17 protein-coding genes are annotated in these 14,819 nt (G+C 64.4%); 10 read left to right on the top strand and 7 right to left on the bottom strand.

What is annotated here, in order from left to right; translation table 11 throughout:
• Positions 1-49: 49 nt before the first annotated feature.
• Together FJ548_RS20620 and hemC are read right to left on the bottom strand one after the other, a co-directional pair.
• Entirely contained in the window at positions 50-766 is a 717-nt protein-coding gene (locus FJ548_RS20620) for a uroporphyrinogen-III synthase (RefSeq protein WP_140612499.1), read from the bottom strand.
• A 2-nt stretch (positions 767-768) separates the two neighbouring features.
• A complete protein-coding gene (hemC, locus tag FJ548_RS20615; protein ID WP_140612497.1) occupies positions 769-1,695 on the bottom strand; it encodes a hydroxymethylbilane synthase in 927 nt (308 codons plus the stop codon).
• 101 nt (positions 1,696-1,796) lie between these two features.
• On the opposite strand from hemC, the gene tsaD reads away from it, so the two are divergent.
• From tsaD to FJ548_RS20580, 7 genes are all read left to right on the top strand, one after another.
• On the top strand, positions 1,797-2,882 hold the full coding sequence (gene tsaD / locus FJ548_RS20610; RefSeq protein WP_181165728.1) for a tRNA (adenosine(37)-N6)-threonylcarbamoyltransferase complex transferase subunit TsaD: 1,086 nt from the start codon (positions 1,797-1,799) through the stop codon (positions 2,880-2,882).
• Positions 2,883-2,908: 26 nt separating this feature from the next.
• Positions 2,909-3,925, top strand: a complete 1,017-nt coding sequence (locus tag FJ548_RS20605) for an NAD(P)H-dependent glycerol-3-phosphate dehydrogenase (RefSeq protein WP_140697329.1) — start codon at positions 2,909-2,911, stop codon at positions 3,923-3,925.
• A gap of 20 nt (positions 3,926-3,945) precedes the next feature.
• Complete coding sequence (locus FJ548_RS20600; RefSeq protein WP_140697236.1) at positions 3,946-4,242, top strand: YciI-like protein; 297 nt, start codon at positions 3,946-3,948, stop codon at positions 4,240-4,242.
• Between the two features lie 88 nt (positions 4,243-4,330).
• Positions 4,331-4,756, top strand: a complete 426-nt coding sequence (locus tag FJ548_RS20595) for an EVE domain-containing protein (protein WP_140697238.1) — start codon at positions 4,331-4,333, stop codon at positions 4,754-4,756.
• Positions 4,711-5,409: a methyltransferase gene (locus tag FJ548_RS20590; RefSeq protein WP_181168859.1), complete on the top strand. Its 699-nt coding sequence runs from the start codon at positions 4,711-4,713 to the stop codon at positions 5,407-5,409. The genes FJ548_RS20595 and FJ548_RS20590 overlap by 46 nt, the downstream gene beginning before the upstream one ends.
• 50 nt (positions 5,410-5,459) lie before the next feature.
• Entirely contained in the window at positions 5,460-5,876 is a 417-nt protein-coding gene (locus FJ548_RS20585) for a DUF1761 domain-containing protein (RefSeq protein WP_140612487.1), read from the top strand.
• A gap of 21 nt (positions 5,877-5,897) precedes the next feature.
• Positions 5,898-6,641 (top strand): glycosyltransferase family 25 protein, encoded by a 744-nt coding sequence (locus tag FJ548_RS20580; RefSeq protein WP_140778817.1) that lies wholly within the window; start codon positions 5,898-5,900, stop codon positions 6,639-6,641.
• 21 nt (positions 6,642-6,662) lie between these two features.
• Here FJ548_RS20580 and gcvA read toward each other — a convergent pair whose 3' ends face one another.
• Positions 6,663-7,595: a transcriptional regulator GcvA gene (gene gcvA / locus FJ548_RS20575; protein ID WP_140697246.1), complete on the bottom strand. Its 933-nt coding sequence runs from the start codon at positions 7,593-7,595 to the stop codon at positions 6,663-6,665.
• Positions 7,596-7,762: 167 nt separating this feature from the next.
• On the opposite strand from gcvA, the gene FJ548_RS20570 reads away from it, so the two are divergent.
• On the top strand, positions 7,763-8,002 hold the full coding sequence (locus tag FJ548_RS20570; RefSeq protein ID WP_140697248.1) for a hypothetical protein: 240 nt from the start codon (positions 7,763-7,765) through the stop codon (positions 8,000-8,002).
• 117 nt (positions 8,003-8,119) lie between these two features.
• On the opposite strand, the gene FJ548_RS20565 is transcribed toward FJ548_RS20570, so the two are convergent.
• Entirely contained in the window at positions 8,120-8,656 is a 537-nt protein-coding gene (locus FJ548_RS20565) for a L,D-transpeptidase (RefSeq protein ID WP_181168863.1), read from the bottom strand.
• Positions 8,657-8,799: 143 nt separating this feature from the next.
• Here FJ548_RS20565 and FJ548_RS20560 point away from each other — a divergent pair, with 143 nt between their 5' ends.
• Positions 8,800-9,483 (top strand): response regulator transcription factor, encoded by a 684-nt coding sequence (locus tag FJ548_RS20560; RefSeq protein ID WP_140612477.1) that lies wholly within the window; start codon positions 8,800-8,802, stop codon positions 9,481-9,483.
• Between the two features lie 121 nt (positions 9,484-9,604).
• Positions 9,605-10,066, top strand: coding sequence for a cyclic nucleotide-binding domain-containing protein (locus FJ548_RS20555; RefSeq protein ID WP_140697253.1), 462 nt, complete (start codon positions 9,605-9,607; stop codon positions 10,064-10,066).
• A gap of 72 nt (positions 10,067-10,138) precedes the next feature.
• On the opposite strand, the gene FJ548_RS20550 is transcribed toward FJ548_RS20555, so the two are convergent.
• From FJ548_RS20550 to FJ548_RS20540, 3 genes are all read right to left on the bottom strand, one after another.
• The gene (locus FJ548_RS20550; protein WP_140612473.1) at positions 10,139-10,945 is read right to left on the bottom strand and encodes an exodeoxyribonuclease III; all 807 of its coding nucleotides are present in this window, start codon (positions 10,943-10,945) and stop codon (positions 10,139-10,141) included.
• Positions 10,946-11,211: 266 nt separating this feature from the next.
• Complete coding sequence (locus FJ548_RS20545; RefSeq protein ID WP_140697334.1) at positions 11,212-11,892, bottom strand: outer membrane lipoprotein carrier protein LolA; 681 nt, start codon at positions 11,890-11,892, stop codon at positions 11,212-11,214.
• A gap of 134 nt (positions 11,893-12,026) precedes the next feature.
• Positions 12,027-14,687 (bottom strand): DNA translocase FtsK, encoded by a 2,661-nt coding sequence (locus FJ548_RS20540; protein ID WP_140778815.1) that lies wholly within the window; start codon positions 14,685-14,687, stop codon positions 12,027-12,029.
• Positions 14,688-14,819 lie beyond the last annotated feature (132 nt).

Below are 14,819 nucleotides of genomic sequence, written 5' to 3'. Positions count from 1 at the left end.
GGTCTAGCACATCACCAAGCGGTGAAAAGGGGCGGTGTGATGACGCGGGTCACGGCCGCTCCGGCAAAAGCGCCAGCATTGCCTCCTCGTCGGGTCGTGCGGCAATGCGAATTGACTTGCCGGCGCTGTCGGCGAAGGCAGCGGCGATGCGCGCGGAAAGCGCGAAAACCCTTGTTTTTTCAAAGAGCCCTTTCAATGCGGATCTTGCGGCCAGCACCTGCAACGCGACAGCCGCCTTGGCCGAATAAAGCAGCACCGCGTCGACCGGCTCGCCGGACAGCCGCGCCAGAATGGTCGCGTCCGAATACGGCACCGGGAACGTGTCGTACGTTTCGACCGCGCGAACCCGCACTCCAGCCGCCTCCAGCCGCTGTTCGAACATTGGAAACCGCACGCGTCCGCAGAGATAGACGACGGTTTTGCCGGGAAATGCCGCCACAATGCCGTCGGCAAGCGACTCGGCATCGCCGGAACCCTCAAAGACCGACAGGAGCCCCGCCTTGCGTGCGGCTTCCGCCGTCCTCGTTCCGACGGCATGGCACGGCAGAGCGGCAAGCGCAGCCATCATCTCCTTTGGGGCATGGCGCACGGCATTGGCGCTGGTCACGGCAACGGCGACAGCGTCATCTGCAACCAGCCGGGCATCGCCAGGCAAAGCCACCGTTTCGGTCAGGGGCAGGAGAACCGGCTGAAAACCTTTATCCTGAAGCCGCCGCGCCGTGCGCGATGCGCCCGGTTCCGGTCTGGTCACCAGGACGCGAAGCATTTTCAGAGCCAGCCGTCGAAGAACTTTTCGCCGGCCTTGGCCCGCACCGTCCGCGCCGCCTCTTCGCCGATGCGGACGGCATCCTGCGCTGCCCCCTGCAGCTCGACCGCGTGCGACTGGGTACCGTCGGGCGAAATGATCAGACCGGAAAAGGAGAGTTTTCCGGCCGTGATAGCCGCGTAGCCGGCGATCGGCGTGCGGCAGGAGCCGTCGAGCGCCGCCAGGAAAGAGCGTTCGCAGGCCAGCGCCTGACCGGTCGGCACGTCATGGATGGCCAGCAGCATCTTCTCGACCTCGCGGTCGCCGATGCGCGTCTCGACGCCGATCGCGCCCTGGCCGGGCGCCGGCGGAAAGATGTCGAGCGGCATCAGGTCGGTGATCACATGGTCGAGGCCGAGCCGCTTCAGCCCGGCATAGGCAAGGATGGTGCCTGCGGCGACGCCTTCATCGAGCTTGCGCAGCCGCGTCTGCACATTGCCGCGGAACATCACCACGTCTAAATCCGGCCGCATGCGGCGGATCAGCGCCTGCCGCCTGAGCGACGACGAGCCGACCGTCGCGCCGCGCGGCAGCTCTGCGATACTCCTCGCCGCCTTGCCGACAAAGGCGTCGCGCGCATCCTCGCGCGGCAGGAAGGCGGAGAGTTCCAGACCTTCGGGCAGTTGCGTCGGCATGTCCTTCGACGAATGCACGGCGATGTCGATCGCGCCGGCGAGCAGCGCCTCCTCGATCTCCTTGGTGAACAGGCCCTTGCCGCCGGCTTCCGACAGTGGCCGGTCCTGGATGCGGTCGCCGCTGGTCGAGATGACGACGACCTCGAAGGCTTCCGCCGGCAGGCCATGCGCTGCCATCAGCCGCGCCTGTGTCTCATGCGCCTGCGCCAGGGCCAGCGGGCTGCCGCGTGTTCCGATTTTCAAGATTGTTTGCATGGCGCGCGGTCCGTGATAACCCCCGGCTGGCTTTGCGTTTCCGGGCACTCTCCTAACGAGGAACGCCCGGACATACAATCTCTGGAGACAGCGACGAATTGATCCGCGTTCTGGGCATTGAGACGAGTTGCGACGAGACCGCCGCCAGCGTCGTGGCGCTGGAAGGCGACGCCGCGCCGAAAATCCTCTCCAACGTGGTGCTCAGCCAGATCGAGGAACATGCCGCCTTTGGCGGTGTCGTGCCCGAGATCGCCGCCCGCGCCCATGTCGAGGCGCTGGACGGCATCATCGAGGCAGCCCTTGCCGATTCGGCCACGGCGCTTGCCGATATCGATGCGGTCGCCGCCACCGCTGGCCCCGGCCTGGTCGGCGGCCTCATCGTCGGGCTGATGACGGCCAAGGCGATCGCCGCAGCGGCAGGCAAGCCGCTGATCGCCGTCAATCACCTCGAAGGCCATGCCTTGACGGCCCGGCTGACCGACGGGCTCGAGTTTCCCTACCTGCTGCTGCTGGTCTCCGGCGGCCACACGCAGATCCTGGCCGTGCGCGGTGTCGGCGACTACCAGCGCTGGGCCACCACCATCGACGATGCGCTCGGCGAAGCCTTCGACAAGACGGCCAAGATGCTCGGCCTGCCCTATCCCGGTGGGCCGAATGTCGAGAAGGCGGCGGTATCGGGCGACGCGACACGCTTTGCCTTCCCCCGTCCGATGAAGGGCTCGGCGCAGCCCGACTTTTCCTTCTCCGGGCTGAAAACCGCCGTGCGCCAGGCCGCGACGGCGATCGAGCCGCTCAGCGACCAGGATGTCGCCGACATCTGCGCCTCGTTCCAGGCGGCGGTCGCCGATGCGCTGGCCGACCGCGTTTCTCGCGCACTGAAGCGGTTCGGCGAAACATTTCCCGGCACCAAGCAGCCCGCATTAGTTGTTGCCGGCGGCGTCGCGGCCAACCGCACGATCAAGGCGACGCTGCAGCGGCTTTGCGCGGAGGCCGGTTTCGCCTTCGTCGCGCCGCCGCTGCAGCTGTGCACCGACAACGCGGCGATGATCGCCTGGGCCGGCATCGAGCGGCTGCGCGAAGGCCTGGCGCAGGAGAACGGCTTCGATTTCGTGCCGCGCTCGCGCTGGCCGCTGGACAGCATCTCGGCGCCGATGGTCGGCTCCGGCCGGCGCGGAGCCAAGGCATGAGCGGTGAAGCCATGTGCGGCCAGCAGATGGGCAATGAAGGCGCAGGCAATCCGGCCAAAAGTGGCTGGCGTGTCACGGTGCTCGGCGGCGGTGCTTGGGGCACTGCGCTGGCGCTGGCCATGCTGCGCGCCGGCCATTCGGTGCGCCTGTACGCGCGCGACCCGCAAACCGTCGCCGCGATCGGCCGTGGCGAGAACCCGCGCTATTTACCCGGTATAGCCATCGCGCCCGGCATCGAGGCGACGAGCGACATCGAGACGGCACTCGCCGGCGCCGATTGCGTGCTGGCGGTGACGCCGGCGCAGTCGCTGCGAGCGACGCTGGCGGCGGCGAAAGACCATATGCCGGAGGGCATCCCGCTTGTGCTCTGCGCCAAGGGCATCGAGCGCGACACCGGCGCCCTGCTGTCGGCAATTGTCGAAGAAATCCTGCCGCGAAATCCGGTCGCGGCATTGTCCGGCCCGAGCTTCGCAACCGACGTCGCCCGTGGCCTGCCGACAGCGGTGGTTGTCGCCGCCCGTGACGAGATGCTGGCCGCCGACCTTGCCGCCCGCTTTTCCGCCGAGAACCTGCGCTGCTATTCGAGCAGCGACCTGATCGGCGTCGAGATCGGCGGCGCCTTGAAGAATGTCTTCGCCATTGCCGCCGGCGCGGTGACCGGCGCCGGGCTCGGCGCCAGCGCCCAGGCCGCCATGGTGACGCGCGGCTTCGTCGAACTGCGCCGTATCGGTGCCGCCTTCGGCGCCAGGCCCGAGACCTTGATGGGACTTTCCGGCCTTGGCGACCTGCTGCTCACCTGCTCGTCGGCGCAATCGCGCAATTTCGCCTATGGGCTGGCGCTTGGGCAAGGCAAGACGCTTTCCGGATTGCCGCTGGCCGAGGGCGTGCCGACGGCGGCGATCGCCGCCCGCATCGCCGCCGAGCGTGGCATCGACGCGCCGATCATTTCCGCCGTCGCCGCCATACTGGACGGCAAGGTGACCATAGACCAAGCCGTGACGGCGCTGATGACACGGCCGCTGAAAACCGAAACCAATGACTGAACGATCCGGAGTTAGAGACCATGCTGTTTGCGTTGATTTGCAAGGACAAGCCCGACAGCCTGCAGCTGCGCGTCGATACAAGGCCGGCGCACGCGGCGTTTCTGGAAGGCCTGATCAGCGAAGGGAGGCTTGCCTTTGCGGGCCCCTTCCTCGACTTCGACGGCAAGCCGGACGGCAGCTTGGTGATGATCGAAGCGCCTGATATGGCCAGCGCGCAAGCCCTCGCGGCAGCCGACCCCTATGCCAAGGCCGGCCTGTTCGAAAGCGTCGAGATCCGTGCGTGGAACTGGGTCTTCATGAAGCCTGCGAACGAATGATCGTTCGGTCGCGCAACCGTCATCGGGCAGGGCGGGGCAGCACCGACGCTATAGTAATATACTGCGACAACGGTAAGGAACCCCTGAGATGAACTACTGGCTGTTCAAGTCCGAGCCCTCGGTTTTCTCCTTCGAGGCACTGAAGGCCAAGGGCAAGGCCGGCACGCAATGGGACGGCGTGCGCAACTACGCCGCGCGCAACAACATGAAGGCGATGCAGATCGGCGATCTCGGCTTCTTCTACCATTCCAATGAGGGGCTGAACGTGGTCGGCATCGCCGAGGTCTGCGCGCTGGCCCACCCCGACACCACATCGGACGACCCGCGCTGGGAATGCGTCGATATCCGGGCCGTCAGCGACATGCCGAACCCGCCGACGCTGGAAGAGGTCAAGGCCAATCCGAAGCTTGCCGACATGGCGCTGGTGCGGCTCGGGCGGCTTTCCGTGCAGCCGGTGACCCCGGCGGAATGGAAGGAAGTCTGCCGCATGGGCGGCCTGACACCCGCCCCGTGACGGTGCTCACCCCGCACAGCGCCAGGCAGTTCATCCTCGACAACACGGCGCTGATGGCGCCGCCGCACGTACCCGAAATCCTGCTTCATCTTGCCGATGAGGCGCACGATCTGTGGCTGCGGACCGAGGACGAGCTGGTCGAGATCGGCCTGCCGCCGCCCTTCTGGGCCTTCGCCTGGGCTGGCGGCCAAGGCCTCGCCCGCTATGCCATCGACAATCCCGGCGCGGTGCGGGGCAAGCGCGTGCTCGACTTCGCCTCGGGATCAGGCCTCGTCGCCATCGCCGCCGCCAAGGCAGGCGCGGCCGGGGTAACCGCCGCCGACATCGATCCGTTCAGCGGGACCGCGGTCCGCCTCAATGCACAGGCCAATGGCATCGAAATCGAATTCCTCGGCACCGACTGCATCGGCGCCGATATGGGTTGGGACGTCGTGCTGGCCGGCGACGTCTTCTACGACAAGCCTTTCGCCGACCGGCTGATGCCGTGGTTTTCGGCTCTCGGACGGCGCGGCGCCGAGATTCTGATCGGCGATCCTGGGCGGTCCTATCTGCCGCGATCGGGGTTAGAGCCGCTCGGTGTCTACAAAGTTCCGGTGACGCGGGCGCTCGAGGACGCCGAGATCAAGCGCACGACCGTCTGGCGACTTGCTTGACGCCGTCGCCGAACAGGCGTTTCCATAAAATCCGCATCGGAGGGGAATTCATGGATTTTTCCGCAGTGAACTGGCTGGCGGTGATTGCCGCCGCCATCCTCGCATGGCTGTTCGGCGCAGCCTGGTACATGGCTTTGAGCAAGCCCTGGCTGAAGGCCGCCAAACTCGACCCGGCGACGATGAAGAGATCGCCGCTGCCTTTCGTCATCAGCTTCATCGCCGAACTGGTCATGGCCTGCATCATGGCGCTGGTTGTCGGAGCGATGACCGGGGGCGAGCCGACATTGCTGGCCGGGCTTGTCTTCGGCTTCGTACTTTGGCTCGGTTTCGTCGCCACGACGCTTTCGGTCAACCACCGCTACGAGAATTTCGGCTGGGACCTGACCCTTATCGATGGCGGCCACTGGCTGGGCGTGCTGTTGATCATCGGCGCGGTGATCGGTTGGTTCGGCGCCGCGGCAGGCTGAACGGATGACGGTACATTGACGATGGCAGACGAGTCCGGATTTCCGCGCGACTTGGTGTTCACCCGGATCTGCCACGTCAAGCAGGGCTACGACGACCGGCGCCGCCACATCGTCCGCGAGTTCGAGCGGCGCGGCGTGCCCGTCTACTTCTATACGGACTGGGACCGGCCGGATATCACACCGGAGATTCGCGACGAGTTGATCGCCCCAACCTTTACCCACCCGGCGGCCGTCTCGCTGGCGCTGAAACATGTCGGCATCTGGCGCGATTTCCTTGAGACCGACCTGCCCTATTGCCTGGTCTTCGAGGATGACGTCTTCCTCGCTCGCGGCTTCGTCGCCAAATTCCGGCAGGGGCTGGCCGAGCTCGGCGACCCCGCGCGCAAGGCCGTCATCTATCTCGGCAATGGCAGCAACTACTACACGCCGAGCTGGAAATTGCGCAGAGGTCAAAGGCTCTATCCCGCATTGCATGCCAGATGCGCCGATTCCTACCTCATCACCCGCCCAGTCGCCGAAGCCCGTTGCGCCTGGATCGCCCGCAATAAGATATCTACCGGAATCGACCACCAGATCGAACGGATGGACGAAGAACTGGGGGTCGAAATGTTGTGGTTTGAGCGGCCTATCGCCGAACAGGGCAGCGAGAACGGCACCTTCCACACTTCCGTTGCCGGCAAACCACACCCGCTTCTGTATAAGAAATTGCAGTGGAACTGGAAAAAATACACCCGCATGATCTTCGGCCACAACGCCCGGTCGTGAGCGAAGGGTTGGCCGGCCGGCCTACCCCTTGTCCGTGGCGCGCGTCCTGGCCACCTCATCGAGGATCCATTCGCGGAAGGCGACGATGCGGGGATCGTCAGCCGCCGCTTTGGGATAGACAAGGAAGTAGGCGTATTCGGGGGCAACCTTGATGCTGAGCTCGAAGGGCCGCACCAGCCGGCCCTCGGAAAGGTCGTTTGCCACCATGGCGAAATCGGCGAGCGCGACGGCGTTGCCGTCGAGCGCTGCCTGGACCGCGTCCGTGGATGTGCCGAAGACGACGGTGCGGCTGTCGTCGAAATCGTTGATGCCGGCCGCAGCCATCCACATGCGCCAGTTCGGCCATGTCACGCCCTGACGCGTCCATTCGATATGGGCAAGCGTGTGCTGGAAGAGGTCGCGCGGCTCGCGCAGGGGCGGCCCCGACGTCAAAAGGCCCGGGCTGCACACCGGAATGATGATGTTGTCGAATAGGCGGTGCGCGCAAAGCCCGGGATATTTGCCGGCGCCGAAGCGGATGCCGACATCGACATCGTCGAGATCGAAATCGCGCAGCCCGTAGGCGATGTCGAACCTGAGCTCGATGCCTGGCCTTTGCTTGCGGAAATCCTCGACACGCCGCATCAGCCATTTCGCCGCGAACTGCGCGTCCAGCGTCACCTTCAGAAATTCCGTTCCGCGCGCCATCTTGCGCGCCCGCATGGCGGCCCTGCCGAGCAGGTCGAGCGCATCGGTCGCGGCTTCGAACAGCACCGTGCCCGCCGCCGTCAGCCGGATGGTGCGGCTGGTGCGCGTGAAAAGCACGATGCCAAGCTGATCCTCGATTTCCTTGATCTGATGGCTGACGGCGGCCGGCGTCAGGCCGAGTTCGTCGGCGGCGCGGGTGAAATTGAGGTGGCGGGCCGCCGCCTCCAGCGTCCTCAGCGCCCGCGTCCCCGGCAGCAGGGCCGCCATCAGCGCGTGAACTCCGCAAAGCGGCTCATGACGTTCCCTCGATCCTCAAAGAAAACTTGATAATCGGAAAAAAACTACTCGTTTCCTCCCAGGATTTCAATCGGGCATGATGTGAACATCGGAACACCATCAAACCGGATTTGAAGCCCGGAAGAACGGATCACATCATGTCTCACATCGCTCTCCACCCCGCTTATGCCGCCCGGCCGGGCTGGCTATTGGCGATCCGTGACTGGCTGCGTCAGGCCAGGGTGGCGGTCAGCCTTCCGCACCAGAACGTCGAGGACCTGTCCGACCGCCAGCTGCGCGATATCGGCGCTGGCCGCAAGGACATCGCCCGGGCCATGGACCGCGAGATCGGCCGGCTCGGCCTTCTCGACATCGGCTGGCAGCAGCCAAGAAGGTAAGGGAATAGGGCAGTAAGGCAATACGGCAGAAGGGAAAGTCAGGCCAGCAACGAAGACCCTTCTACTGCCCTACTGCCCTACTGCCCTACTGCCCTACTGCCCTACTGCCCTACTGCCCTACCTCACCACCCGCATCACCGTACGGTCCGACAGCAGCGGCAGCAGCCGCGCCATCGTGCGCGCGGTGACGGCGACGCAGCCTTGCGTCGGCGTGAAATCGGGGCGCGCCAGATGGAAGAAGATGGCGCTGCCGCGTCCCCTGCGGCGCGGCGCGATGTTCCAGTCGAGCACGAGGCAGGCGTCATAGAGCCGATCGTCGCGCCGCATGCGTTCATGGCTGGCGCCATAGGGAATCCTGACTGGACGGTTGTAGTTGCGGTCGTCTGGTACCTCGCACCAGCCGAGATCGGGGCCGATCGGCGCCATCGCCAGGCGGGTTTTGCGGCCGGCGGCAAACTGATCCCCCCGGAAATAGCCCGCCAGGATGCGCATCGAGCCAAGCGGCGTGGCGCCATCGCCTTCGCGCTTGTCAGCCGTGATGCCGCCGCGCCCCAATGCGCACGCAAACACCGTTTTTCCGGCCTGCAGCAGGCCCTGAGTTGGATGACCGGGCCTTGGCCGCACGGTCAGCACACGCAGCCCTTTCGGCAAAATTGCGCCAGCTGCATTGCGCGCGCGTTTTTTCTTGTATGATCGTGCCACGGAACAAATCACTGTGATCGGCTGTTGTGCCGATCAGCTTCCGCATAAATAGGCAGCGGTCAACAGAATTTCTTTTCAAAACAACGGATTGATCCATGACTTCACGCACCATCCTGATCGTCGACGACGATGACGACCTGCGCGGCACACTGGTCGAGCAATTGTCCCTCTACGAGGAATTCGACGTGCTGCAGGAATCGACTGCGGCAAAAGGCGTCACCGCGGCGCGCGGCGGCCTCGTCGACCTGCTCATCATGGATGTCGGCCTGCCTGACATGGATGGCCGCGAGGCGGTGAAGATCCTGCGCAAGGGCGGCTACAAGGCGCCGATCATCATGCTGACCGGCCACGACACCGATTCGGACACGATTCTCGGTCTCGAGGCCGGCGCCAACGACTATGTGACCAAGCCGTTCCGCTTCGCGGTGCTTCTGGCGCGCATCCGTGCGCAGCTGCGCCAGCATGAGCAGAGCGAGGATGCCACCTTCTCGGTCGGCCCCTACACATTCAAGCCCAGCCAGAAACTGCTCATCGACCCGCGCGGCGGCAAGGTGCGGCTGACGGAAAAGGAGGCATCGATCATCAAATATCTCTACCGCGCCGACCAGAAGGTGGTGACGCGCGACGTGCTGCTGGAGGAAGTGTGGGGATACAACTCCGGCGTCACCACGCACACGCTGGAAACCCATGTCTACCGCTTGCGCCAGAAGATCGAGCGCGATCCTTCCAATGCCGAAATTCTTGTGACAGAAAGCGGCGGCTACAAGCTGGTTCCTTAAACATTTCACTATCCAATAGGCGGTCTGGGCGGAGCCGCTTTCGGATACGATCCGGTTGGAGGGGGATTCTGGATCGTACCGCAAAGGAGGGACTGGACTGACCGTTCGGGGACACAGCTAGATGGCGCTGGATGACGACATCCGCATCCTGTCCGCCGTGAGGCTTTTCGAAGGCTTCACGCAGGAACAGTTGCGCCTGCTCGCCTTCGGCGCCGAAACCACTTTCTTGCAGGCCGACCACAAGCTCTATCGCGAGGACGACATGGCCGACTCGGCCTACCTCGTCGTCAGCGGTCGTATCGTGCTCTATCGCGAGCAGAACGGTGGCGAGCGCATCCCGCTAGGCACAGTCGGCCCCGGCACGATGCTCAGCGAACTGGCGTTGATCGCCGACACCAACCGGCTGACCAGCGCGTCGGCCGAAATCGACTCGGAAGTGATCCGGCTCAGCCGCAAGATGTTCCGCCGCATCCTGGAGGAATATCCGGAAGTGGCGGTGAAACTTCACCAGCGCATCCTGGAGGATTTTCAGGCCATGATCCGCCGCATCGAGCAACTGGCGCCGCGATTTACCGGCGATTGAAGGCGCGGCAAAGACAAAATCCTATCAAGCCAGCAGGACAGAGGCGCGTGGAGGGTCGCTGTCTTCGGCAAGTCAATCCAGATCGAAGCGCGCGATGACAGGCACATGGTCCGACGGCCGATCCCAGCCGCGTGCCGCCCTCAGGATCTCGTAGCCGGCGAAATCAGGCACCAGGTTTGGCGACGACCAGACATGGTCGAGCCGCCGGCCGCGATTGGAAAGCTCCCAGTCCTGCGCGCGATAACTCCACCAGGTGTAGAGCTTCTGTTCGAGCGGCACGTTGAGCCGCATGAGATCGACCCAGTTGCCGGCCAGCCGCATCGCTTCGAAGTTCTCGGTCTCGACCGGCGTATGGCTGACCACGTTGAGCAGTTGCTTGTGCGACCAGACATCGTGTTCGAGCGGCGCGATGTTGAGATCGCCGACCAGGATCGAGCCCGACACCTCGTTGTGCTCGGCGCGGATGGCGTTCATCTCGGCGACGAAATCAAGCTTGTGCCTGAATTTCTTGTTGATCTCCGGGTCTGGTTCGTCGCCGCCCGCCGGAACGTAGAAATTGTGAAGCAGGATCGCTTTGCCGCCGGCCCGCACCGTCACCGATAGATGCCGGCTGTCCTCGATCTCGCAGAAGCGGCGCTTCTCGACCACCTCGATCGGCCGCCGCGCCACCGTCGCAACACCGTGATAGCCCTTCTGGCCATGGAAGGCGATGTGCTGGTAGCCGAGCCTGCGAAAGGCCTTTTCGGGAAACAGTTCATCGGGGACTTTCGTCTCCTGCAGGCAAAGCACATCGGGCGCGTACTCATCCAGCAGGCGCTCGACGATCGGCATGCGCAGGCGAACGGAGTTGATGTTCCAGGTGGCGATGGAAAAGGGCATGCGGCGGGTCCGACAAAGATCAAACTACTGCCAGCCGCGCGTCACAAAGACAAGTACTGCAATATCAGAGGCCAGCGCGGCCTCCCTGCCGGGCATTTCTCCCCGTGAACGGCGAGCAGGAGGCTGGCCGCGACCTCGGCATCTTTCTGGCAGCGCTGGCAATTAAGCGAGACCGTCGGCGACTTCTCCTCGTTTACGGGAGAAGATGGCGGCAGCCAGATGAAGGGCAGCGCCGACGTCCAAAAGCTTTCCGCAGAGATTGCAGATTACCTGGTCTTGGTGTTGAGCTCGCGGTTCGCGGTATAGTCGATGGCGAAGGTGTCGGGGGCGAAACTGACGCCTTCCTTGGTGTTGAAGATCATCACCGTCGTGTCCTTGCCTTGCGTATCGGTAATCGTCCACTGGCGAAGGTCAAAGGTTTTCGGGTCGAACATCATGGTGATCCGCGCATTGCCGAACACCGACTTGTCGGCGAGCTGGATGGTGGTGAGATCGTCCTCTTCCTTGACGCTCTTGACGCGGTCGCCCGACAGGTCGATCCGGTCGTCGAGCAGCAGTTTCAGCGGTGTCTTCGACAGTGGATAAAGGTCTGACGTGTTCAGCTTCTTGTTGAGGATGACCACCGACTTGCCGTCCGAAATCACCCGGAAATTCGACGCTCCGTCATAGTTGAAGCGAATCTTGCCAGGCCGTTCCAGAAAGAACTTGCCGCCGGTCTGCTCGCCCTTTGGGCCGAACTGGACAAATTCGCCGCTCATCGATTTGACCGCGGAAAAATGGTCGGCGATCTTCTGCGCGGCCGCCGGCACGGCAGCCTGCGCCGAGGCCAGCAACTCGAATCCAGGCACCACATTGAGGACTGCGGCACCCGCGAACACCAGGCCAAGGCCAAGCAGCCGGCGTCGGGTCGTGGCAAGATCGCTGAGCGCTGAAAGATCATTTTTCATATCGGTCACTCTCATCTGATTCCTGATTTAGTCGCTGTCCTGGACCCCCAGTTGGGCTGAAGTTTGGCGGGCCGAACGCTGCCCAGTCGCTTGAACGCGCCAGAGGGTTCAAAGTTGCTGTGGGTTTCCCGCCGTCAGAACTTATCCTCTTCGGTCGGCACCAGGATTTCGCGTTTTCCCGCATGGTTGGCCGGGCCGACAATGCCTTCCTTCTCCATCTTTTCTATGATCGAGGCGGCGCGGTTGTAACCGATGCCGAGACGGCGCTGGATGTAGCTGGTGGACGCCTTGCCGTCGCGCAACACCACCGCGACGGCCTGATCGTAGGGGTCGTCGGAATCCTCGAAATTGCCGCCGCTACCGCCGCCGGAACCGCCCTTGCCGGACGGCTCGTCGTCATCTTCGCCGTCGTCCTCGGTGATGGCGTCGAGATATTCCGGCACGCCCTGCAGCTTCAGGTGCCCGACGATCTTCTCGACCTCGTCGTCGGAGACGAAGGGTCCGTGCACGCGCTGGATGCGGCCGCCGCCGGCCATGTAGAGCATGTCGCCCATGCCGAGCAGCTGTTCGGCGCCCTGCTCGCCAAGGATGGTGCGGCTGTCGATCTTCGACGTCACCTGGAAGGAGATGCGCGTCGGGAAATTGGCCTTGATGGTGCCGGTGATGACGTCGACCGACGGACGCTGCGTCGCCATGATGACGTGGATGCCTGCGGCGCGCGCCATCTGCGCAAGGCGCTGCACCGCGCCCTCGATGTCCTTGCCCGCGACCATCATCAGGTCGGCCATTTCGTCGATGATGACGACGATATAGGGCATCGGCTCGAGATCGAGATCCTCGGTCTCATAGATCGCCTCGCCGGTCTGGCGGTCGAAGCCGGTCTGCACCGTGCGTGAAATCTTCTCGCCTTTTTTCTCCGCCTGTTGGACGCGTGCGTTAAAACCGTCGATGTTGCGCACACCGACCTTGGACATCTTGCGGTAGCGGTCCTCCATCTCGCGCACGGTCCATTTCAGCGCCACCACCGCCTTCTTCGGATCGGTGACGACCGGCGTCAGAAGATGCGGGATGCCGTCATAGACGGAAAGTTCCAGCATTTTCGGATCGATCATGATCAGCCGGCATTCCTGCGGCGTGAGCCGGTAGAGCAGCGACAGGATCATGGTGTTGATGGCGACCGACTTGCCCGAGCCGGTGGTGCCGGCGACCAGCACGTGCGGCATCTTGGCGATATCGACGATAACCGCCTCGCCATTGATGGTCTTGCCCAGCGCCAGAGCCAGCTTGGCCTTGGTCGTCTCGAAATCGCGGCTGGCCATGATCTCCCTGAGATAGACCGTCTCGCGCTTCGCATTCGGCAGTTCGATGCCGATGGCGTTGCGGCCGGGCACGACCGCGACGCGGCAGGCGATCGCGCTCATCGAGCGGGCGATGTCGTCGGAGAGGCCGATGACGCGCGACGATTTGATGCCGGGCGCGGGTTCGAGCTCGTAGAGGGTGACGACCGGGCCGGGGCGAACGGCAATGATCTCGCCCTTGACGCCGAAATCCTCCAGCACGCCTTCGAGCAGCCGCGCATTCTGTTCCAGCGCATCCTTCGATAGGCTGGGGTCGCGCGCCACGTTCTTCGGTTCCGACAGGAAGTGCAGCGACGGCATCTCGAACTTGTCCGAGCCAATCAGCGAGGTCTGCGCCTCGCGCTGGACGCGGGCACCCGGAGCCGGGCGCGGCGCCGGCGCCTCGACGCGGGTGGCGGCGTCGGAACGGAACTGCTGCACCCTGGCCGTGGGGGCCGCACGGCGCTGGGCGACAGGCTCGTCGTCGAAATCCATGTCTTCACCGTCGCGGCCGAAGACGTCGTCATCGTCCGGATCGACGGAAACGCTGCGGTCGTTGACCATGGCGGCGAAGAATTCCGGCTCGACGCGGGCGCGGCCATCCTGGCTCATCCGCTGCTCGGCGAACTCGGCCGATTCGACCCGTTCGGCGGCGCGGCGCCAGGCGCTGGCGCGCGGCTGCATCTCCGGCTCATATTCGTCGCGCTCCTGCCGGCGGCGCACCGCGCGCCGGTGCATCCACGCGCGGAACGAGAGCCACCAATGGGTGATGGCGCCGAGCGCCAATATGCCTTCGTCACCCTCATCCTCGTCATTGTCGAACAGAAGCTCGTCCTCGCGCGGATCGGCGACGGCCGGCTCCTCCATGACGGCGAAGCCGTTCTTGCGTCCGATCAGTGCCGAGCCATAGGCGAACAGCCAGAGCGCCGGTGCTGCCAGCAACACGGCGAGCACGCTGGCGATCAGCCCGGTCGGATAACCGCCGGTGAGGATGCCCGGAATCTTGAGCACCATGTCGCCGAACACGCCGCCGAGGCCGGTGGGCAGCGGCCAGGTCTTGGGTGGAACGATGCAGCCGGCGATCGCGGCGGCGAGCAGCGCGAAGCCGAACCAGAACAGCCCGCGCTTGGGCAGCCTGTCGACGCCGCGCGCCGAAAACAGGAGGTATCCCCAGATCACCGCCGGAACCAGCGCGGCAACCGCGGCGAGGCCGAAGAACTGCATGGCAAGGTCGGAGAACACCGCGCCGGCATAGCCCATGGCGTTGGTGACGGTGTTGTTCGTGGCGTGCGAGAAGCTTGGATCGGCAACGTTCCAGGTGGCGAGGCTGGCGACCCCGAAGGCCACAGCCAGGAACAGGCCGGCGCCGACCAGCCGGCCGACCTGGCGCCGCGCGAAAGCCTGGATGCCGTGCCCCGTATCGGTCAGCGCGAGCGGTGCTGAAGCCCCTGAACGCATGCTCTTCCCCGTCAGTGATTGCCTGGCCCGGGCGCATGACGCACTCCGGCAGATTCGAGGGCCAGACTATGCGTGGGAAGGTTAAGGGCGCATTAACTATAAGGCCGCCGATGGTTACCCCTCTGCTACAGA

The sequence above is a fragment of the Mesorhizobium sp. B2-4-17 genome, assembly GCF_006441275.1.
GTDB lineage: Bacteria > Pseudomonadota > Alphaproteobacteria > Rhizobiales > Rhizobiaceae > Mesorhizobium.
Note: the sequence above shows the minus strand (reverse complement) of the source record. Positions and strands in the feature narration are given on the sequence as shown.

Coding starts and splice junctions, on each gene's coding strand:
- hemC (WP_140612497.1), bottom strand. CDS start 1,695: ATGCAAACAATCTTGAAAATCGGAACACGCGGCAGCCCGCTGGCCCTG.
- FJ548_RS20540 (WP_140778815.1), bottom strand. CDS start 14,687: ATGCGTTCAGGGGCTTCAGCACCGCTCGCGCTGACCGATACGGGGCAC.
- FJ548_RS20545 (WP_140697334.1), bottom strand. CDS start 11,892: ATGAAAAATGATCTTTCAGCGCTCAGCGATCTTGCCACGACCCGACGC.
- FJ548_RS20590 (WP_181168859.1), top strand. CDS start 4,711: ATGGAAGGAAGTCTGCCGCATGGGCGGCCTGACACCCGCCCCGTGACG.
- FJ548_RS20600 (WP_140697236.1), top strand. CDS start 3,946: ATGCTGTTTGCGTTGATTTGCAAGGACAAGCCCGACAGCCTGCAGCTG.
- FJ548_RS20580 (WP_140778817.1), top strand. CDS start 5,898: ATGGCAGACGAGTCCGGATTTCCGCGCGACTTGGTGTTCACCCGGATC.
- gcvA (WP_140697246.1), bottom strand. CDS start 7,595: ATGGCGGCCCTGCTGCCGGGGACGCGGGCGCTGAGGACGCTGGAGGCG.
- FJ548_RS20570 (WP_140697248.1), top strand. CDS start 7,763: ATGTCTCACATCGCTCTCCACCCCGCTTATGCCGCCCGGCCGGGCTGG.
- FJ548_RS20620 (WP_140612499.1), bottom strand. CDS start 766: ATGCTTCGCGTCCTGGTGACCAGACCGGAACCGGGCGCATCGCGCACG.
- FJ548_RS20585 (WP_140612487.1), top strand. CDS start 5,460: ATGGATTTTTCCGCAGTGAACTGGCTGGCGGTGATTGCCGCCGCCATC.
- FJ548_RS20605 (WP_140697329.1), top strand. CDS start 2,909: ATGGGCAATGAAGGCGCAGGCAATCCGGCCAAAAGTGGCTGGCGTGTC.
- FJ548_RS20555 (WP_140697253.1), top strand. CDS start 9,605: ATGGCGCTGGATGACGACATCCGCATCCTGTCCGCCGTGAGGCTTTTC.
- FJ548_RS20595 (WP_140697238.1), top strand. CDS start 4,331: ATGAACTACTGGCTGTTCAAGTCCGAGCCCTCGGTTTTCTCCTTCGAG.
- FJ548_RS20550 (WP_140612473.1), bottom strand. CDS start 10,945: ATGCCCTTTTCCATCGCCACCTGGAACATCAACTCCGTTCGCCTGCGC.
- FJ548_RS20560 (WP_140612477.1), top strand. CDS start 8,800: ATGACTTCACGCACCATCCTGATCGTCGACGACGATGACGACCTGCGC.